This is a genomic window from Stenotrophomonas sp., from assembly GCF_059505245.1.
The window spans coordinates 97,439-117,245 of sequence record NZ_JCACKF010000042.1 but is presented as its reverse complement, the minus strand read 5'-3'; the positions used below and the strand labels follow the sequence as shown (position 1 = coordinate 117,245).

General features: G+C 67.4%; 13 protein-coding genes. 8 read left to right on the top strand and 5 right to left on the bottom strand.

What is annotated here, in order from left to right; all coding sequences use genetic code 11:
* Positions 1-34: 34 nt before the first annotated feature.
* From AC5JLE_RS16230 to AC5JLE_RS16195, 8 genes are all read left to right on the top strand, one after another.
* Positions 35-2,314, top strand: coding sequence for a thiamine pyrophosphate-dependent enzyme (locus AC5JLE_RS16230; RefSeq protein WP_496065477.1), 2,280 nt, complete (start codon positions 35-37; stop codon positions 2,312-2,314).
* 3 nt (positions 2,315-2,317) lie between these two features.
* Positions 2,318-4,261, top strand: coding sequence for an asparagine synthase (glutamine-hydrolyzing) (asnB, locus tag AC5JLE_RS16225; RefSeq protein WP_496065476.1), 1,944 nt, complete (start codon positions 2,318-2,320; stop codon positions 4,259-4,261).
* Between the two features lie 66 nt (positions 4,262-4,327).
* A complete protein-coding gene (locus AC5JLE_RS16220; RefSeq protein ID WP_014647710.1) occupies positions 4,328-4,888 on the top strand; it encodes an NADPH-dependent FMN reductase in 561 nt (186 codons plus the stop codon).
* 297 nt (positions 4,889-5,185) lie between these two features.
* On the top strand, positions 5,186-6,616 hold the full coding sequence (locus tag AC5JLE_RS16215) for a replicative DNA helicase (protein ID WP_014647708.1): 1,431 nt from the start codon (positions 5,186-5,188) through the stop codon (positions 6,614-6,616).
* Positions 6,617-6,789: 173 nt separating this feature from the next.
* On the top strand, positions 6,790-9,033 hold the full coding sequence (locus AC5JLE_RS16210) for a TonB-dependent receptor family protein (RefSeq protein ID WP_496065475.1): 2,244 nt from the start codon (positions 6,790-6,792) through the stop codon (positions 9,031-9,033).
* The gene (locus tag AC5JLE_RS16205) at positions 9,033-10,625 is read left to right on the top strand and encodes an alkaline phosphatase D family protein (protein ID WP_496065474.1); all 1,593 of its coding nucleotides are present in this window, start codon (positions 9,033-9,035) and stop codon (positions 10,623-10,625) included. The genes AC5JLE_RS16210 and AC5JLE_RS16205 overlap by 1 nt, the downstream gene beginning before the upstream one ends.
* A gap of 210 nt (positions 10,626-10,835) precedes the next feature.
* Positions 10,836-11,048: a hypothetical protein gene (locus AC5JLE_RS16200; protein WP_032958903.1), complete on the top strand. Its 213-nt coding sequence runs from the start codon at positions 10,836-10,838 to the stop codon at positions 11,046-11,048.
* On the top strand, positions 11,045-11,293 hold the full coding sequence (locus AC5JLE_RS16195) for a hypothetical protein (RefSeq protein ID WP_496065473.1): 249 nt from the start codon (positions 11,045-11,047) through the stop codon (positions 11,291-11,293). Before AC5JLE_RS16200 ends, AC5JLE_RS16195 begins: the two co-directional genes overlap by 4 nt.
* Positions 11,294-11,441: 148 nt before the next feature.
* Here the strand turns inward: AC5JLE_RS16195 and lpdA are convergent, their stop codons facing one another.
* The 5 genes from lpdA to AC5JLE_RS16170 all read right to left on the bottom strand — a co-directional run bounded on the left by lpdA (position 11,442) and on the right by AC5JLE_RS16170 (position 19,521).
* Positions 11,442-12,878 (bottom strand): dihydrolipoyl dehydrogenase, encoded by a 1,437-nt coding sequence (gene lpdA / locus AC5JLE_RS16190; protein WP_496065472.1) that lies wholly within the window; start codon positions 12,876-12,878, stop codon positions 11,442-11,444.
* A gap of 63 nt (positions 12,879-12,941) precedes the next feature.
* Positions 12,942-14,144 carry a dihydrolipoyllysine-residue succinyltransferase gene (sucB, locus tag AC5JLE_RS16185; protein WP_014647702.1) on the bottom strand — a complete coding sequence of 401 codons (1,203 nt, stop codon included), beginning with the start codon at positions 14,142-14,144 and terminating at the stop codon, positions 12,942-12,944.
* Positions 14,145-14,184: 40 nt separating this feature from the next.
* Positions 14,185-17,016, bottom strand: coding sequence for a 2-oxoglutarate dehydrogenase E1 component (locus AC5JLE_RS16180; RefSeq protein WP_014647701.1), 2,832 nt, complete (start codon positions 17,014-17,016; stop codon positions 14,185-14,187).
* Between the two features lie 186 nt (positions 17,017-17,202).
* Positions 17,203-18,099 (bottom strand): GNAT family N-acetyltransferase, encoded by an 897-nt coding sequence (locus tag AC5JLE_RS16175; protein WP_496065471.1) that lies wholly within the window; start codon positions 18,097-18,099, stop codon positions 17,203-17,205.
* Between the two features lie 9 nt (positions 18,100-18,108).
* Positions 18,109-19,521: a ribosomal protein uL16 3-hydroxylase gene (locus AC5JLE_RS16170; RefSeq protein WP_053495583.1), complete on the bottom strand. Its 1,413-nt coding sequence runs from the start codon at positions 19,519-19,521 to the stop codon at positions 18,109-18,111.
* Between the last annotated feature and the right edge of the window lie 286 nt (positions 19,522-19,807).

The following is a 19,807-nucleotide window of genomic DNA, read 5'->3' as shown; positions in this document are numbered from 1 at the left end:
GGGCGGAATGCAACAACGACACGGAGGGTGTTCGATGTTCGCTGTGGTTCCAGATCCGATTCCCGCACGCATGCGCGTGCTCAACCGCGCCGACGTGTGCGACGCCAATTTCCTCGACGCGGTGCGTGGCTGGCGCGGCATCCCGCGCCCGCGCCCGGCGCCGGATGCGCCGATCCTGCCGGGCAGCACGCTTACCGCCGCCGCGTTTGGCGAGCTGTTCGATTCGCAGCTGGCCAGCCGCCAGCTGGACCTGATGGCGCGCGTGCTGCGCGTGCAGAACAAGGTCTTCTACACCATCGGTTCATCCGGCCACGAAGGCAATGCGCTGCTGGCGCGGGCCTGCCGGCATACGGATCCAGCATTCCTGCACTATCGCTCCGGTGCCTTCATGGCCGAGCGCTCACGCCAGGTGCCGGGGATCGACCCGCTGCGCGATGCCGCGCTGTCCTTTGCTGCCAGCGCCGATGACCCGGCCAGCGGGGGGCGGCACAAGGTGTGGGGCAGCAAACCGTTGTGGGTGCTGCCGCAGACCTCGACCATCGCCTCGCATCTGCCGAAAGCGCTGGGCACTGCGCTGGCCCTCGAAAGCGGCAAGCGGCTGGGCCACGAACTGCCGATTCCGGCCGACAGCATCGTACTGTGCTCGTTCGGCGACGCCTCGGCCAACCATGCCACCGCGCAGACCGCGTTCAACACCGCGATGTGGTCGGCCTACCAGAAGCTGCCGGCACCGGTCCTGTTCGTCTGCGAGGACAATGGCCTGGGCATCTCGGTGAAAACGCCTGAAGGCTGGATCGCCGAACGCTTCAGCGGTCAGCCCGGGCTGGACTATTTCTACGCCGATGGCCTCGACCTGGCCACCGGCCATGCGCAGGTGCAGGCGGCGGTGGAGCACTGCCGGCGTACGCGGCGGCCGACCTTCCTGCATCTGCGCACCACGCGCCTGATGGGGCACGCCGGCACCGACTTCGAGGTGGAATGGCGCGCGTTGCCCGAGCTGTGCGCGGCCGAGGCGCAGGATCCGCTGCTGCGCTCGGCACAGATCGCGATGGAATCGGGCTGGATGGATGCGGCCGCCATCGAGGTGGCCTACGAGACGATGCGCGCGCGCTGCATGGCCGCCGCCGCCGATGCCGAAGGACGGCCGAAGCTGCAGTCGCTGCGGGAAGTGATGGAGCCGCTTGCGCCCTATACGCCGGCTGCGGTGCAGGCCGAAGCACGGCGCGAGGTGCCCGCCGGAGCGCGTCAAGCCCTGTATGGCGGTGTGGAGGCGTTGCCCGAACGGCAGGCGCCACGCCACCTCGCGCTCCAGATCAACCATGCCCTGCAGGAACTGCTGGCGAAGTATCCGCAGAGCCTGCTGTTCGGTGAGGACGTCGCACAGAAGGGCGGTGTCTACACCGTCACCAAGGATCTGCTGCGCCGCTTCGGCCCACGCCGGGTGTTCAACACCCTGCTGGACGAGACCATGATCCTGGGCATGGCTCAGGGCCTGGCCAACCTGGGCATGCTGCCGATTCCGGAGATCCAGTACCTGGCCTATCTGCACAACGCCATCGACCAGGTGCGCGGCGAAGCGTGTTCGCTGCAGTTCTTCTCCAACGACCAGTACCGCAACCCGATGCTGGTGCGGGTGGCCGGGCTGGGCTACCAGAAGGGCTTCGGTGGCCACTTCCACAACGACAACTCGATCACCGCGTTGCGCGACATCCCGGGGCTGGTGGTGGGCTGCCCGTCGCGCGGCGACGATGCGGTGATGATGCTGCGCACGCTGGCCGCACTGGCGCGGGTGGATGGGCGGGTGGCGGTGTTCCTGGAGCCGATCGCGTTGTACATGAGCAAGGACCTGCACGAAGCCGGCGATGGCCAGTGGCTGTTCGACTTCCCCGCACAGGGCCAGTCGCTGGTGCCGGGGGAGGGCCGGGTCTATGCGCCGGAGGCCGGCGATCTGGTGATCTATACCTATGGCAACGGCGTGCCGATGGCATTGCGCGCATCGCGGGCGATCGAGCAGCAGCTGGGCTGGCAGGTGCGGGTGGTCGACCTGCGCTGGCTGGTACCGCTGGACGCCGGCTTCATCACTGCCCAGGCCGCCAGCGCACGGCGGGTGCTGGTGCTGGATGAAGGCCGCCACAGCGGCGGGGTGGGCGAGGGCGTGGTCACCGCGCTGGTCGAGGCCGGGTTCGGCCATCTGCCGTTGCGCCGGGTCTGTGGTGCCGACACCTACACGCCACTGGCGGGGGCAGCAATGTTCGGGCTTCCAAGCGACAATGCGGTGATTGGCGCCGCCCTCGACCTGGCGCAGGAACCCTGATGCATGTGTGGATTGGCGGGAATGTTGTTGCCGGCGCCGCTGGCGTCGGCCGAGGCGCTGCAGGCGCAGGCCCTGGCCATGGGCCAGGCGCTGCACCACCGCGGGCCCGATGATGGCGGCAGCTGGGTCGATGCCGAGGCGGGCATCGCGCTGGCGCATCGCCGCCTGAGCATCCTCGACCTGTCCCCGCTGGGCCACCAGCCGATGGCCTCGGCCGACGGCCGCTACGTGATGGCCTACAACGGCGAGGTCTACAACTTCGCCGCCCTGCGCGAGGAACTGGAGCCGCTGGGGCATGCCTTCCGCGGCCATTCCGACACCGAAGTACTGCTGGCGGCGATCCTGCAATGGGGCGTGGAAGACACCCTGCAGCGCTGCAACGGCATGTTCGCCATCGCGCTGTGGGACCGCCAGGAGCGCTGCCTGTGGCTGGCCCGCGACCGCGTCGGCAAGAAGCCGCTGTATTACGGCTGGGCCGGCGACACGCTGGTGTTCGGTTCGGAACTGAAGGCGCTCTGGCAGCACCCGGCGTTCGACAACGACATCGACCGCGATGCGCTCACCTTGCTGCTGCGGCTGGATTACATCCCGGCGCCGCACAGCATCCACCAGCGCTGCTACAAGCTGATGCCGGGCCGGGTGTTGCGCCTGGACGCGGCGGCCGTCGCTGCCGGCGCATCCGCGCATCGTCCGGAACAGGCACAGCGGCCGTACTGGGATGCGCGCGCGCGCATGCAGGCGGCGCTGGCCGCACCCTTCCAGGGCCGCATCGAGGACGCCGAGGAACAGCTGGACACGCTGCTGCGCGACGCGGTGGCGCTACGCATGGTGGCCGACGTGCCGGTCGGCGTATTCCTGTCTGGTGGCACCGATTCCTCGCTGGTGGCGTCGCTGATGCAGGCCCAGAGCGGGCAGCCGGTGCACAGCTTCAGCATCGGCTTCACCAATTCGGGACATGACGAGGCGCCGCTGGCCCGGGAGCTGGCGGCCCACCTGGGCTGTGATCACACCGAGTTGTACGTCAGCGGCGCCGACGCGCTGGCGGTGGTGCCGCAGTTGCCAGCGATGTTCGATGAGCCTTTTGCCGACGCATCGCAGGTGCCGACCGCGCTGGTCGCCCGGCTGGCGCGGCAGGGCGTGACCGTGGCGCTGTCTGGTGACGGTGGCGATGAGCTGTTCTTCGGCTATACCCGGTATGTACGCGCGCTGCGCAACTGGCAGATGCTCGGCCGCGTGCCGGGGCCGCTGCGGCGCTGGATGGGCGCGCGTGCGCAGCAGCAGGGCGAAGCCTCGCGCACCGGCGGCCTGGCCGCGCTGCTGGCCGAGACCGGTGCGCGTGGCATCGGCGACGTCTACCGCAACCGCATCTCGCGCTGGCGCGACCCGGCCGCGGCGGTGACCGGCGCGCGGGCCGCCGGCAGCTTCTACGACCTGGCCGATCCGCTGCACGGCGCGGGTACGCCGGCCGACGCGATGATGCTGGCCGATTTCGTGACCTACCTGCCGGACGATCTGTTGTGCAAGGTCGACCGCACCTCGATGGCGGTCAGCCTGGAGGCGCGCGCACCGCTGCTGGACTGGCGGGTGGCCGAGTTCGCCTGGTCGCTGCCGTTGGGCTTCAAGCGCAGCGAGACCACCAGCAAGGTGCTGCTCAAGCGCGTGCTGGGCCGTTACGTGCCGCATTCGATGGTGCACCGTCCCAAGCGCGGTTTCGGCGCGCCGGTCAGTGACTGGCTGAAAGGCGACCTGCGGCCCTGGGCCGAGGACCTGCTGCAGCCGGCGCGGCTGGAGCGTGAGGGCGTGCTGTCGGCGGCGGCGGTGCAGCCGCTGTGGCAGCAGTTCCTGGGAGGGCAGCGCAAGTGGCATACCCATCTGTGGAACGTGCTGATGTTCCAGGCCTGGCAGGCGCATTGGCGGCAGGTGCGCGCAGGCATTGTGGGCGGCTGATCTTCACCGGCCTGCACGGGCCCGGCGACTAGGCTGGGCCTCCCGCACCATGAGGAGTATGTCCCGATGTCCGTCCCCACCATCGCCGTGTTCGTCGGCAGCCTGCGCAAGGACTCGTGCAACCGCAAGCTGGCCCATGCGCTGGAGAAGATCGCCGGTGATCGCGCACGCTTCCAGTACGTGCAGATCGGCGACCTGCCGTTGTATGACCAGGACTTCGACGCGCAGTACCCGGCGCAGGGTACCCGGCTGAAGGACCAGGTGCGCGCCGCCGACGCGGTGCTGTTCGTCACCCCCGAATACAACCGGTCGGTGCCGGGCGTGCTCAAGAACGCCATCGATATCGGCTCGCGTCCCTACGGTGACAGTGCGTTTGCCGGCAAGCCGGCGGCGGTGATCGGCGCCTCCATCGGGCAGATCGGTACCGCCGTGGCCCAGCAGCACCTGCGCAACACCCTGGCCTTCCTGGACATGCATGTGCTTGGGCAGCCCGAGGCGTTCATCCACTTCAAGGAGGGCCTGATCGATGCCGACGGCACGATCCACAACGAGGGCACGCAGAAGTTCCTGCAGGGCTACGTGGACCGCTTCCTGGCGCTGATCGCGGTGCACGTCAAGGGCGATTGACGCCTGCGGGGTCGGAGTTCCCTGCGTCGCAGAGGGATCCGACCCCAACCACGCCCGGGGTCGGATCCTGACGCGCAGCGACGGGCTCCGACCCGTGGCGCCTGATCTGCGATAATGCTCCGCTCGGGTGCCGCAATGGCGCCTGTCGCAGGCAGTGCGACGCCCCCACGCCAGTCTGGCCAGGCGCCGGCGGATATCCCCCGTTTCTCCACGGCTTATCCACAGGCTTGTCCATGGTCGCCGGGGTCGGCGCATGCCTACACTCGTCTGGCCCACTTTTGCAGGAAACACCGCAGCATGTCCGCTCGTCCCGGCTTCCGTTCCAACCGCAGAGAGCGCGGTGATGGCTTCGATCGCGATCGCGACGAGTCGCGCATCGACCAGTTGCGGGTACCGCCGCATTCGGTGGAAGCCGAGCAGGCGGTGCTGGGGGGGCTGATGCTGGCGCCCGAAGCGTATGACCGGGTCAATGACCAGCTGACCGAAGGCGACTTCTACCGTCGCGACCACCAGATGATCTATCGGGCGATCCGCGAGCTCTCCGAGCGCGAGCGTCCGTTCGATGCGGTGACCTTGGGCGAGTGGTTCGAGTCGCAGGGCAAGATGGAACTGGTGGGCGACGGTGCCTATCTGATCGAACTGGCCAGTACCACGCCGTCGGCTGCCAACATCGTGGCCTACGCCGAGATCGTGCGTGACAAGGCAGTGTTGCGCCAGCTGATCCAGGTGGGCACCGACATCGTCAACGACGGTTTCCAGCCCGAAGGCCGCGACAGCAGCGAGCTGCTGGCCTCGGCGGAAAAGAGCGTGTTCGCCATTGCCGAACAGGGCGCACGTGGTCGCACCGATTTCGTGGCCATGCCCGGTGCGCTGAAGGATGCATTCGAGGAGCTGCGCAACCGCTTCGAGAACGGCGGCAACATCACCGGCCTGCCGACCGGGTACACCGATTTCGATGCGATGACCGCCGGCCTGCAGCCGACCGATCTGATCATCCTCGCGGCGCGCCCGGCCATGGGCAAGACCACCTTCGCGCTGAACATCGCCGAGTACGCGGCGATCAAGTCGAAGAAGGGCGTGGCGGTGTTCTCGATGGAAATGTCGGCATCGCAGCTGGCGATGCGCCTGATTTCCTCCAATGGCCGCATCAACGCGCAGCGCCTGCGTACCGGCCAGCTGGAAGACGAGGACTGGAGCCGCGTCACCAGCGCGATCAAGATGCTGAAGGAAACCAAGATCTTCATCGACGATACGCCGGGCGTGTCGCCGGAAGTGCTGCGCTCCAAGTGCCGCCGCCTCAAGCGCGAGCATGACCTCGGCCTGATCGTGATCGACTACCTGCAGCTGATGAGCGTGCCCGGCAACAGCGAAAACCGCGCGACCGAAATCTCGGAGATCTCGCGTTCGTTGAAGGGCCTGGCCAAGGAATTGAATGTGCCGGTGATCGCGCTGTCACAGCTCAACCGCTCGCTGGAAACGCGTACCGACAAGCGCCCGGTGATGGCCGACCTTCGCGAGTCGGGCGCAATCGAGCAGGACGCGGACATGATCGTGTTCATCTACCGCGACGACTACTACAACAAGGAAAACTCGCCGGACAAGGGCCTGGCCGAGATCATCATCGGCAAGCACCGTGGTGGTCCGACCGGCTCGTGCAAGCTGAAGTTCTTCGGCGAGTACACCCGCTTCGACAACCTGGCCCACGATTCGGTCGGCTCGTTCGAATAACGGCCATGCCGGCCGCTGGCCGGCAATCGCCTTCCGGACGGTAAACCATTCGGAACGCAAGGATTCCGCATGTGGCGTGTAAATGACATGTAACGCGCCGCTTCTACGATTCCGCCGCTGCTGCCCTTCGACGCCGCCCTTCGGCGTCCAGCGTGCCCAAGGAATCCACCTCCATGTCGTCCCACGCTTCGCATCGCCGCAATCTGCTGGCCCTGCTGGTCTGTGCTTCGCTGCCGTCGCTCGCTGCCGCTGAACCCGCCCCCGCCCCCGACGCGCCGTCGGCGACCACCCTCGATTCGATCTCGGTGATCGGCCGCGGCGAAGCCCGCCAGGTGCAGCGCGTGACCGCCGAGGACATGAAGATCCTGCCGCCCGGTGCGAACCCCCTGAAGCTGCTGGCCAGCAAGCCGGGCGTTCACTTCGAGTCGGCCGATGCCACCGGCGCGTACGAATGGTCCACCACCATCAGCCTGCGTGGCTTCAACCAGAGCCGCCTGGGCTACACGCTCGATGGCATCCCGCTGGGCAACATGGCCTATGGCAACAGCAACGGCCTGCATATCAGCCGTGCCGTGATCAGCGAGAACCTGGGCGGAGCCGAAGTGTCCACCGGCATCGGCGCGCTGGGTACGCCGTCCACCAGCAACCTCGGCGGCGTGTTCCAGTTCTATTCGATCGATCCGTCCACCGAGTACGGCGTGGTGCTGGCGCAGGGCTTCGGCAGCGACAGCGCGCGGCGCAGCTATGCGCGCCTGGAGACCGGTGAGCACCAGGGCTTTGCGGCCTATCTGTCCGGCGTGTACTCCGAAGGCGACAAGTGGAAGGGCAAGGGCTCGCAGGAGCTGAAACAGTTCAACGGCAAGGCCACCTACAATTTCGGAACGGACAGCAGGATCACCGCGCTGTTCAACGCCTCGCGCCGCGTCGAGGCGGACTACCAGGACCTGTCGCTGGAGATGATCGATCGCCTTGGCTGGGACTGGGACAACTACGCGCCGGACTGGGATCGTGCCGTCGCCGCCGCGCGCGGCAGGTTCACGGGCGGCGTCAACAGCCCCTGGGATGCGTACTACTCCGGCCACGGCCTGCGCAACGATGACCTGTCCAGCATCGCCGGCGATTTCGGCCTGAACGAGTCGATGCGGCTGAAGGTCAACGTCTACAACCACAGCAACCGTGGCCAGGGCCACTGGTTCAGCCCGTCCAATCCGTCCAACCCGGGCACCGGTCGCGAGATTCCGATCTCGATCCGCACCACCGAGTACGCGATCGACCGTACCGGCGTGACCTCGGCGTTCACCTGGAACGTCGGCGGCCACGACCTGGAAGCCGGCCTCTGGTACGAGGACAACGGCCACAGCGTGCAGCGCAACTTCTACTACATCGACGGCCCGGTCACTGACGACTTCTTCCTGCGCAACCCGGACCAGCGCGTGTGGCACCAGCGCTACACCACCATTACCCGCCAGTTCTACGTGCAGGACCGCTTCCGCCTGTTCGATGACCGGCTGACCATCGACATCGGTGCGAAGTCGCCGCACACCCGCACCCGCGTGCGCACGCCACTGGGCAGCTATGCCAACAACAGCAGCCTGACTTCGAAGAAGGGCCTGCTGCCTCAGGCGGGTTTCAACTTCAAGCTCAACGAAGGCAACGAGATCTTCGGTTCGTTCGCAAAGAACGTCGCCGCCTATGCGCTGGGCGTGGGCAGCCCGTTCAACGTGCCGCAGGCGGCGTTCGATGCCAGCGCGCAGAACCTGAAGCCGGAACAGTCGCGCACCCTCGAGCTGGGCTGGCGCGGCTACGGCCAGGGCTATGAAGCCTCGGTTGCGGTGTACGACGTCAAGTTCGACAACCGCCTGCTGGCGATCGCCCAGTGCGTGGGCATCCTCGGCTGCCCGGCGCTGTTCTCCAACGTCGGTTCGGTGACCAGCCGCGGCGCCGAGGCGACACTGCAGCTGAAGCCGATGCAGGACCTGGCCTGGTCCAACGCGCTGTCCTGGAATGACAGCACCTACGACAACGACTACGTGAACAATGGCGTGGTGCCGACCCGCGGCAAGAAGACCGTCGACACCCCCGAATGGATGTTCGCCAGCACCCTGGCCTGGACCCCGGGCCCCTGGGACATGCGCCTGTCGGCCAACCACGTCGGCAAGCGCTACGTGACCTATACCAACGACGAGTCGGTGCCGAGCTACTGGCTGGTCAATGCCTCCGTGGCCTATGACTTCGGCGCGCTGGGCCCGGCGCAGAACCTGACCGTGGCGCTGAACCTGACCAACCTGACGGACAAGCGCTACCTGTCCTCGATCAACACCAACGGTACCTACGCCGCCGACCCGACCCGCAGCCTGGCGACCATGCAGGTCGGCGCGCCGCGCCAGGTGATGGCCACCGCCACCGTGCGCTTCTGATGCGCGGGCCTGTGGATCCGGAACGGCGTCGTCGCCTGCTGCGCATGGCGTGGCGGGGCACGGGGGCGGCGATCGCGCTGGCGGCGATGCCGGGGCTGGCCACGGCCGGCCCACGGCCGCGGCTGGGGCGTGATCCGTTCACCCTTGGTGTCGCCGCCGGTGATCCGGATCCACAGGGGGCCGTGTTGTGGACGCGGCTGGCGCCGGACCCGCTCAACGGCGGCGGCATGCCGTCGCGGGCGGTGCCGGTGCGCTGGTTCGTGGCCGAAGACGCCGGCATGCGCCGGCTGGTACAGCGGGGTACTGCAGCCGCGGTGCCGGAGCTGGCCCATTCGGTGCACGTGGAGGTCAATGGCCTGCGCCCGGGCCGCGACTACTACTACCGCTTCGCCTGCGATGGCGATGAGGAAAGCGCGGTCGGCCACTTCCGCACCGCGTCGCTACCGGACACGCAGCTGCAGCAGCTGCGGCTGGCCCTGTGCACCTGCCAGGCCTGGAACAGTGGCTACTATCCGGTGCTGCGCGATATCGCACGGAGCGATGTCGACCTCGTGCTGCATGCCGGCGACTACCTGTATGAATACAGCCCGCTGCAGAACGTGCGTGGCACCATGCTGGACGCGGCGCGTTTCAGTGGCGAGACGGTGAGCCTGGAGCGCTACCGTGACCAGTACGCGCTGTACAAGCTCGACCCGGATCTGCAGGCAGCCCATGCCGCACACGCCTTCGCGGTGATCTGGGACGATCACGAGGTGCAGAACGACTACTCGGGCATCCATCCGGAGAAGCCCAGCGTGTCGATCGAGGACTTCATCGTTCGCCGCGCGGCGGCCTACCGCGCGTTCTACGAACATCTGCCGATGCGCAGCAAGCCTGCGGGCAATAGCGGCCTGCGCGTGCACCGGCGCCTGCGTTACGGCGATCTGGCACAGCTGACCCTGCTCGACTGCCGCCAGTTCCGCCCGGCCAATCCCTGCGGTGTGGGCGAGTCACCGCGCTGCGAAGCGGCGCTGGATCCACGCATGAGCATGCTCGGCACGGGGCAGGAAGCGTGGTTCACGCAGTCGATGGCCGCCGCGCAGGGCACGCGCTGGAACGTGGTGGTGCAGCAGCTGCTGATGGCGCAGCTGCGGCTGGACGGCGGCACGCCACGCGAGCGCTTCTGGAACGACGCGTGGGATGGCTATCCCGCCGCACGCAGGCGTCTGCTGCAGGCGATGCAGGCGGGCGGGCAGGGCAATGCCATCGTGCTGGGCGGCGACTGGCATTCCACCTTCGTCAACGACCTGAAGCTGGATTTCGACGCGGCCAGCGCGCCGGTCGTGGCCACCGAATTCATCGCCCCGGCGATCAGCAGTGGCGGCGACGACACGCCGTACGGGCCGTACTACGGGCCATCGATTCCGCAGAACCCGCATATCCGCTATTTCGACGGCGACCGCCGCGGCTGGTGGAAGCTGCAGCTGAACCGGCAGACCGTGGACGCCGAGCTCCGCTTCGCCGACAGCGTGCTGCGCCCGGATGCCGCAGTGCGTACCGCGGCGCGATTCCAGGTGGTCCATGGCCGCTCGGGCGCGGTGCAGCTCCTGTAGAGCCGAGCCTACGCTCGGCTGTCGCGCGCAGCGCGGGTTTTCTGTGATCGCAACGAAGAGCAGCCGAGCGTAGGCTCGGCTCTACAACGACGGCCCTGCACCGGATTTCATCGCCCCCAGCCCGGGTTTCGTCGCAAACCGTTTGCCGGCGGCGAGGGCGGGGCGCCAAGGTGTCCGCAGGCGGCAGGGTGCCGCCCCAAGGAGACCGTGATGAAGACCCTGTTCGCGCTCGGTGTGTGGTGCCTGCTGTTCGTGCTGTGCTGGCCGCTGGCGATCCTCGCCCTGATCGCCTGGCCGCTCGTGTGGCTGCTGAGCCTGCCGTTCCGCCTGGTCGGCATCACCTTCTCGGCGTTGTTCGCCTTCCTGCGAGCGCTGTTCATGCTGCCGGCGCGGTTGCTTGGCGGCCGGGCGGTTCCCGCATGAGGAGGGTGCTGCTGGCCGGTCTGGTCCTGTTGCCAGGCCCGGTGCTGGCTGCACCCCCGGCACCCCCGTCGGCGTGGCTGGAGCGCGAGCAGAGCGCTGCGGCTGACGAAGCCAATGCAGCGGCGGTCCCTGCGCCGAAAGCCGAGGCGCGCTGCCGGGTGGTCAAGCAATGGAAGGCTGGCGATACGGTGGTACAGCACAGGGTCTGTGAGGATTCACCGAAGAAGCCGGCTGGAAAGGTGTAGGGCCGGGCCCATGCTCGGCGGCCTTTGCAGGGCAGCCGAGCGTGGGCTCGGCGCTACAGGGAAACGGGCAACAAAAAACCCCGCCGAAGCGGGGTTTTTCGTCTGCAGGTGAGTGCCGACCAACGGTCGGCACCTACCATGATGCCGATCAGTTCGCCTTGTGGATGGCGCGCTTGCTGACCGCCATCGCCGCGTCGTGGACCACTTCCGACAGCGACGGGTGGGCGTGGCAGATGCGGGCCAGGTCATCGGCCGAACCGCTGAACTCCATGGTCAGCACGCCTTCGTGCACCAGCTCGGAGACGTTGGCGCCGACCAGGTGCATGCCGAGGATGCGATCGGTTTCGGCATGGGCCAGGATCTTCACGAAGCCTGCCGGCTCGATCATCGCCACGGCACGACCGTTGGCGGCGAACGGGAAGCTGCCGGCCCTGTACGGAATGCCTTCGGCCTTCAGCTGCGCTTCGGTCTTGCCGACCCAGGCCAGTTCCGGTTCGGTGTAGATGACCCACGGGATGGTGTCGAAGTTGACGTGGCCCGGCAGGCCGGCGATCAGCTCAGCCACCGCGATGCCTTCCTCGAAGCCCTTGTGCGCCAGCATCGGGCCGCGCACGCAGTCGCCGACTGCCCACACACCGTTGACGCCGGTGTGGCAGTGCGCATCGACTTCGATCTGGCCGCGCTCGTTGATCTTGACGCCGGTGCCTTCGGCCAGCAGGCCCTTGGTGGCGGCGCGACGGCCAACGGCCACCAGCAGCTTGTCCACGGTCAGGGTCTTTTCGCCTTCCGCGTCGGTGTAGGTGACGATGACTTCCTTCTTCTTGCCCTTGCCGGTGATCTCGGTCTTGGAGACCTTGGCATTGAGCTTGATGTCCAGGCCCTGCTTCTTGAATTCCTTGGCAGCCGCCTTGGCCACTTCCGCATCGGCAGCCGCCAGGAACTCCGGCATGGCTTCCAGGATGGTGACTTCAGCGCCCAGGCGCTTCCACACGCTGCCCAGTTCCAGGCCGATCACGCCGGCGCCGATCACGGCCAGGCGGTTCGGCACTTCGGTGAAGTCCAGGCCGCCAACGTTGTCGACGATGGTCTCGCCGTCGAACTTGGCGAACGGCAGTTCGATCGAATCCGAACCGGCCGCGATGATGACGTTGGTGCCCTTCAGCTCGACGATGGAACCGTCATGCTGGGTGACCTTGACCACGTTGCCCGGCTGCAGTTCACCGAAGCCGTAGTAGGCGGCGACCTTGTTGGCCTTGAACAGCATGCCGATGCCGCCGGTGAACTGCTTGACGATCTTGTCCTTGCGGCCAACCATCGCCTCGACGTCGATCTTGGCATCCTTGAAGCTGATGCCGTGGTCGCCAAAGATGTGGCCCATGTTCCAGAACTGGCGCGAGGAATCCAGCAGCGCCTTGGACGGGATGCAGCCCACGCGCAGGCAGGTGCCGCCGAGGGCCGGCTTGCCGTCCTTGCCCAGCGCTGCATCGATGCAGGCGGTCTTCAGGCCCAGCTGGGCCGCGCGGATGGCAGCGTGGTAACCGGCCGGGCCGGCACCGATGACGACGACGTCGAATTGTTCAGCCATTGAATTATTCCTTGATGCATTACCAGAACCCCTCCGCGCAGGCGCGGAGGGGCGGGAGGTGTCTTACAGGCCGAACAGCATGCGGCCCGGGTTTTCCAGCTGGTTCTTGATGTCCACCAGGAACTGCACCGAGTCCTTGCCGTCGATGATGCGGTGGTCGTAGGACAGCGCCAGGTACATCATCGGCGCGATCACGACCTGGCCGTTCTGGGCGATCGGACGCTCCTTGATGGCGTGCATGCCCAGGATGGCGCTCTGCGGCGGGTTGATGATCGGGGTCGACAGCAGCGAACCGAAGGTGCCGCCGTTGGTCACGGTGAAGGTGCCGCCCTGCAGTTCTTCCAGGCCCAGCTTGCCGTCACGGGCCTTCTTGGCGTAGTCGGCGATGGTCTTCTCGATGTCGGCGAACGACATGCGCTCGACGTTGCGCAGCACCGGCGTGACCAGGCCCTTCTCGGTCGAGACGGCGATCGAGATGTCCGAGTAGCCGTGATAGATGATGTCGTCGCCGTCGATCGAGGCGTTGACCAGCGGGAAGCGCTGCAGCGCGTTGGCGGCGGCCTTCACGAAGAAGCTCATGAAGCCCAGCTTGATGCCGTGTGCCTTGACGAACTCGTCCTGCAGTTCCTTGCGCGCCGCCGACACCTTGGACAGGTCGACTTCGTTGAAGGTGGTCAGCATGGCGGTGGAGTTCTTCGACTCCATCAGGCGCTCGGCGATGCGCTTGCGGATGCGGGTCATCGGCACGCGCTCTTCCGGGCGTGCGCCACCGGCCTTGCCGGCGCCGCCGTTGCGGGCGAAGTTGACGATGTCTTCCTTGGTGACCGCGCCGCGACGGCCGGTGCCGTCGACATCGGCCGGGTTCACGCCTTCAGTGATGGCGGTGAAGCGGGCGCCCGGCGGCAGCGCATCGGCGGCCGACTTGGCGGCCGGGGCCGGCGCAGCGGCAGCGGCCGGAGCCGGAGCGGCGGCGGCCGGAGCAGCGGCCGGAGCGGCCTCGGCGGTCGGTGCCGGAGCAGCTGCAACGGCGCCTTCCTCGATGATCGCCACGACCTGGCTGGAGGTCACGGTCGAGCCTTCGGCGAACTTGATTTCCTTCAGCACGCCGTCGACCGGCGACGGCACTTCCAGGACGACCTTGTCGGTTTCCAGGTCAAGCAGGTTTTCGTCGCGCTTGACAGCGTCGCCCACCTTCTTGTGCCAGGTGGCGATGGTGCCGTCGGCGACGGATTCGGGCAGTACCGGGGCTTTGACTTCGGTGGCCATTGCGGGAGCTTCCTGGTTTGTCTTCTAAATAGGGGGAGGATTATTCAGCGAACGTGTCGTTGAACGGGTTGACCAGTGCGTCGGCGATCAGCTGCTGCTGCTCGCGGACGTGGTCAGCCATGTGACCGGCAGCCGGCGAGGCCGAACGTGCGCGACCGGCGTAGTGCAGGTTCTGGCCATCGGCCAGGCAGAACTGCAGGTGGTGGCGGATCTGGTACCACGCGCCCTGGTTCTGCGGTTCTTCCTGCGTCCACACCACGTCGGTGGCCTTGCCGTACTTCTTCAGTTCGGCCGCCAGCAGCGCACGCGGGAACGGATACAGCTGCTCCACGCGGATGATCGCCACGTCGTCCTGGCCACGCTTGATCTGGTCCTCCAGCAGGTCGTAATAGACCTTGCCCGAGCACAGCACCACGCGCTTGACCTTCTTGGCGTCTGCGTTGGCGTCGCCGATCAGGTGCTGGAACTCGCCGTTGGCCAGCTCGTCCAGGGTCGACACGGCCAGCTTGTGGCGCAGCAGCGACTTCGGCGACATCACCACCAGCGGCTTGCGGGTGGTCATGTGCAGCTGGCGACGCAGCATGTGGAAGGCCTGGGCCGGGGTCGACGGCACGACCACCAGCATGTTCTCCAGCGCGCACAGCTGCAGGAAGCGCTCCAGGCGCGCCGAGCTGTGTTCCGGGCCTTGCCCTTCATAGCCATGCGGCAGCAGCAGGGTCAGGCCGGAAATGCGGCCCCACTTGGCTTCACCGGCGGCGATGAACTGGTCGATCACCACCTGGGCACCGTTGGCGAAGTCGCCGAACTGGCCTTCCCAGATGCACAGCGTGTTCGGATCGGTGGTGGAGAAGCCGTACTCGTAGGCCATCACCGCTTCTTCGCTCAGCAGCGAATCGATGACGGTGGCCTTCTCCGGCGAATCCACCAGCTGCCGCAGCGGCATGTAGTAGTTGTCGGTCTTCTGGTCGTGCAGGATCGCGTGGCGATGCGTGAACGTACCGCGGCCCACGTCCTGGCCGACCAGGCGCAGTGCATGGCCTTCGTCGAGCAGGGTGGCGTAGGCCAGGTTCTCGGCAAAGCCCCAGTCGCCCGGGATCTCGCCGGCGGCCATCTTGCGGCGGTCGTCGTAGACCTTGGCCACGCGCGAGTGCAGCTGCACTTCATCGGGAATGGTGTTGATCAGCTTGGCCAGCTCGACCAGCTTGTTCTTCTCGACCTTGGTCGAGACCGGGTCGGACAGCTTGCCTTCCAGCAGCTTCGGCCAATCGACGAACAGCGGGCTGCTCGGCGGGGTCTTCTCGACCTTGGCCAGCTCGGTGGTCACTTCACCGGCGTCCAGCTTCTCGCGGTAGGCATCGACCATCGCCTTGCCGGCGCCGGCGGCGATCACGCCCGCCTTTTCCAGCTGCTCGGCGTACATCTCGCGGGTGGTCGGGTGCTTGCGGATCACCTGGTACATCAGCGGCTGGGTGATCGCCGGTTCGTCGGCCTCGTTGTGGCCCCAGCGGCGGTAGCACATCAGGTCGATGACCACGTCCTTGGCGAACGTCTGGCGGAATTCGAAGGCCAGCTGTGCGGCGAACACCACTGCTTCCGGGTCATCGCCGTTCACGTGCAGCACCGGGGCGGCAATCATCTTCGCCACGTCGGTGGCATAGCGCGTGGAACGCGTATCCAGCGGGTTGGAGGTGGTGAAGCCGACCTGGTTGTTGACCACGATGTGCACGGTGCCGCCGACGGCGAAGCCGCGGGCCTGCGACATCTGGAACAGTTCCATGACCACGCCCTGGCCGGAGAAGGCCGCGTCGCCGTGGATCAGGATCGGCATGACCTGCTTGCGTGCGGTGTCCTTGCGGCGCTCCTGGCGCGAACGCACGGAACCGGCCACGACCGGGTCGGCGATTTCCAGGTGCGACGGGTTGAACGCCAGCGCCAGGTGCACCGGGCCGCCATCGGTGGCGACGTCGGCGGAGAAGCCCATGTGGTACTTCACGTCGCCGGCCGAAGCGTGCTCGTCGTGCTCGAACTTGCCTTCGAACTCGTCGAACAGCTTGCGCGGGTTCTTGCCCAGGGTGTTGACCAGCACGTTCAGGCGGCCACGGTGGGCCATGCCGATCACCACGTCCTTGACGCCATCCTTGCCGGCGTTGCGGATGATGGTGTCCATCATCGGGATCAGCGAATCGCCGCCTTCCAGCGAGAACCGCTTCTGGCCGACGTACTTGGTGTGCAGGTAGCGCTCCAGGCCTTCGGCCGCAGTCAGGCGCTCCAGGGTGCGGCGCTGGGTGTCAGCGTCCAGCTGGTAGTTGCCACCGGCGGCTTCCAGCTTCTTGTAGATCCACTGGCGCTGCTCGACCTCGGAGATGTGCATGAACTCCGCACCGATCGAGCCGGTGTAGGTCGCCTTCAGGCGTGCCAGCAGGTCGCGCAGCTTCATGCGCGGCTGGCCGCCGACGCCGCCAGTGCTGAACTCGCTGTTGAGGTCGGCATCGGACAGGCTGTGGAACGGCAGGCCCAGATCCGGGGTGTTGACCGGTGCGGCCAGGCCCAGCGGATCGAGGCGGGCGTCCAGGTGGCCGCGCGAACGGTAGGCGGTGATCAGACGACCGACATTGCGCTCGCGCTCGTCGCCTGCACCGTTACCGGTACCGGCCTTCAGCGCATCCTTGGCCGCGTCCGCAATGTGGGAGATGACGGCCGAGTGCGGAATGTCACCTGCTTCGCGGCCCTTGAAGCCGTCGAAGTAGGTTTTCCATTTGGGATCGACACTATCCGGGGAGACCAGGTACTGCTCGTACAGGTCCTCGACATAGGAGGCGTTGCCGCCGGCGAGTTGCGAAGATTGCGCAAACTGCTTCAGTTGATTGTCCACGATGGAGGGTGTTGATTCGCTTTGTGGGGTATGGCTTCAGAAGGACCCGGCAGGAAGATGAATAGCCCTGCGCGGGCGCGTTCAAACAGCCAAATTGTACCCCCAACCGGACACGAAGGGGCACCACCACAGGTATCCCGCGTCCGCCGGTGCCGGTTCCAGACAGGTTCGGTCGGCTGTGCCGACTCAGATGCCGAGCGCACGCAGTTCGCTGCAGACGCGCGAACGGTCCCAGACACGCTGCAATTGCTGCTCGAACGGCTGCGAACGTGCTGGCAGCGCGATGCCGGCCTCGCCGTCGAGGCGATGGCCGATCAGACGAAAGTAGAAGTCGCCCGCATCGTTGAGCAGGCAGGCCGAGGCCAGCGCGCGGTCGACCGGATCGCTGACCTCGCGGAACTGGATCACGCTGGGCAGGCGCTGGGCCAGCGCCAGCAGCGGTGCCCCGGCAGACGCGATGGCGGCGGCGTCGTGCACGATCACCCGCAGCTGCTTGTCGTGGCGGGCGGTGACGAAGCGGCGCAGGGCGGACTGTACCGGGGGCGCGTCGAGCAGCCCCGGGTCCAGTTGGCGGCTGTGCAGCCACAGCTGGCGACGGGCGCGGTGGATGATGGCCGTGGTGATCGCCACCGCCTCGGCGCGGCTGTCGATGGCGCTGGCCACGCCCAGCCGGCGGCGCATCTGCTGGTGTCCGATGCCGGCTTCCTCGAACACCTCGCCCTCGGGCAGGAAGCCCTGGCGTGCATAGAAATCGCGGGCGGGCAGCTGGGCGTGCAGGTGCAGCTCGGCCAGGCCGAGCCTGCGCCCGGCCTCGACCAGTGCCGCCAGCAGGGCCTCACCGACCCCGTTGCTGCGATGGGTGGCCAGCACGGCCATGCGGCCGATGCGGCCGTCCGGAGCCAGCCTGCCGGTGCCGACCGGCTGGCCGTCACTGTCCAGCGCCAGCACATGGGCACTGACCGGGTCCAGCGCATCGCGTTCCAGCTCGGCGGCGATGCCCTGTTCCTGCACGAACACGCGTTGGCGCACGTCGTGGATGGCAACGTGGGCGTCGGCGTGGCTGACCTGCTGGACCCGGATCATGACGATGGCTCAGGCCCGGCCGGTGCTGTCGTCTTCGTCGTCGTCCTCGAAGTTGACGATGACCTCGATACCGTCGTCGTGCACGGTCACGGAGTGGACATCGTCGGACACCGCGTCGGCGTCGATCGCCTCGACGCGGTCGCGGCCTTCGACGACCTCGCCGAGCACCACGGCATCCTCGCTGTCTTCCTCGTCTTCGGCCTCGTACACCTCATTCGGGTCGATCAGCTGGAACACACCCCCGACCAGCAGCTGCTGGACCACGGCACGGCCCTTGTCGGACAGGCCGCGATAGGCGGCGGCGTCGAGCTGCTCGGCGCCGGCCAGGCGCTGCGCGTCCTTCACCGGCAGCGCGAAGTCCTGGCCGCTGACATACAGGCTGGCGCCACGCTTGGCCCGGCGCCAGGCCAGGCGGGCCCACGGGTGGCGCTGCAGCAGCATGCCCGAGGCCAGCGCTTCGACCACTTGCTCCGCGGCCGGCGCGGCCTGGTGGGCCATCACTTCGCCGGCGGCGCGGTAGGTGGTGATGAAGCGGCCGAACCAGTCACCCAGCTTGTCCGGGTCGTTCATGCGGATGGCGTTGAGGGCGGTGATCACCCGCGCCATCGCCACCGTGTCGATTTCGTTCGGGTCGGCCGGCACCTTCAGGTCGGCATCCTGGTAGCGGATGTTCTCATCGGCATCGGCGATCAGGGTGTCCAGATAGTCGCTGATCAGCTCGGCAGAAGACGGCGCACGCATGCCGAACGAGAAGGTCAGGCAGGGGTCTTCGGCGACGCCGTGGTGCGGCACGTTCGGCGGCAGGTACAGCATGTCGCCCGGCGCCAGCACCCAGTCGTGGGTGGGCTTGAACACCTTCAGCAGCTTCAGCTCCACGTCCGGGCGGAAGCCCAGCGGCGGCTGCCTGCCCTTGATCGATTCGCTGGCATCGATCTGCCAGCGGCGGTGGCCGTGGGCCTGCAGCAGGAACACGTCGTACTGGTCGACATGGGCGCCGACCGAGCCGCCGGTGGCGGCGAAGCTGATCATCACGTCATCCATGCGCCAGCGCGGCAGGAAGCTGAAGTGCTCGATCAGGGCGCGCACGTCCGGGTCCCACTTGTCCACGTCCTGCACCAGCAGGGTCCAGTCGTGGTCGGGCAGGGCGGGGAACACGTCTTCCTGGAACGGGCCGGTGCGCACGCGCCAGCCGTCCTGGGCCTTGTCGTGCTCGATCAGGCGCGCCAGCACACCTTCCTCGCAGGCCAGCCCGGCCAGGTCTTCCGGCTGTACCGGGGTCTGGAAATCCGGAAAGGCATTGCGGATCAGCAGCGGGCGCTTCTGCCAGAAGTCGCGCAGGAAGGTGGCCGGCGCCATGCCGAGCGGCTGGCCAGGGCGGGCGGTGACTTCGATGAGGGGGGCGGAGGACTTGCGGGCGGCCATGGGGGAATCCTTGCAGCGGAAAGCGGGAGGGGCGGCGCAGCGGGCCGCCTGAGATCTCCATTGTCCGCCGTTCGCCGGGATTGCGCACGTGCGCGGGTTTGTCGCGGGGTGTCCGGCCAACGGCGGAGCCCCTCGTGGCGGGGTGGTTGGTCGCGCAAAGCGCTGGCTTCATGGGCTGGGCCGGGCGGGGGGGGTTCGCGGGCCACCCCCGGAACCCCTCCCAGGGGGCTCGATGGCGCCCACCCAGGCGCCAACCGGCCCCCCCCACCCCCCCCCCCCGCCCCCC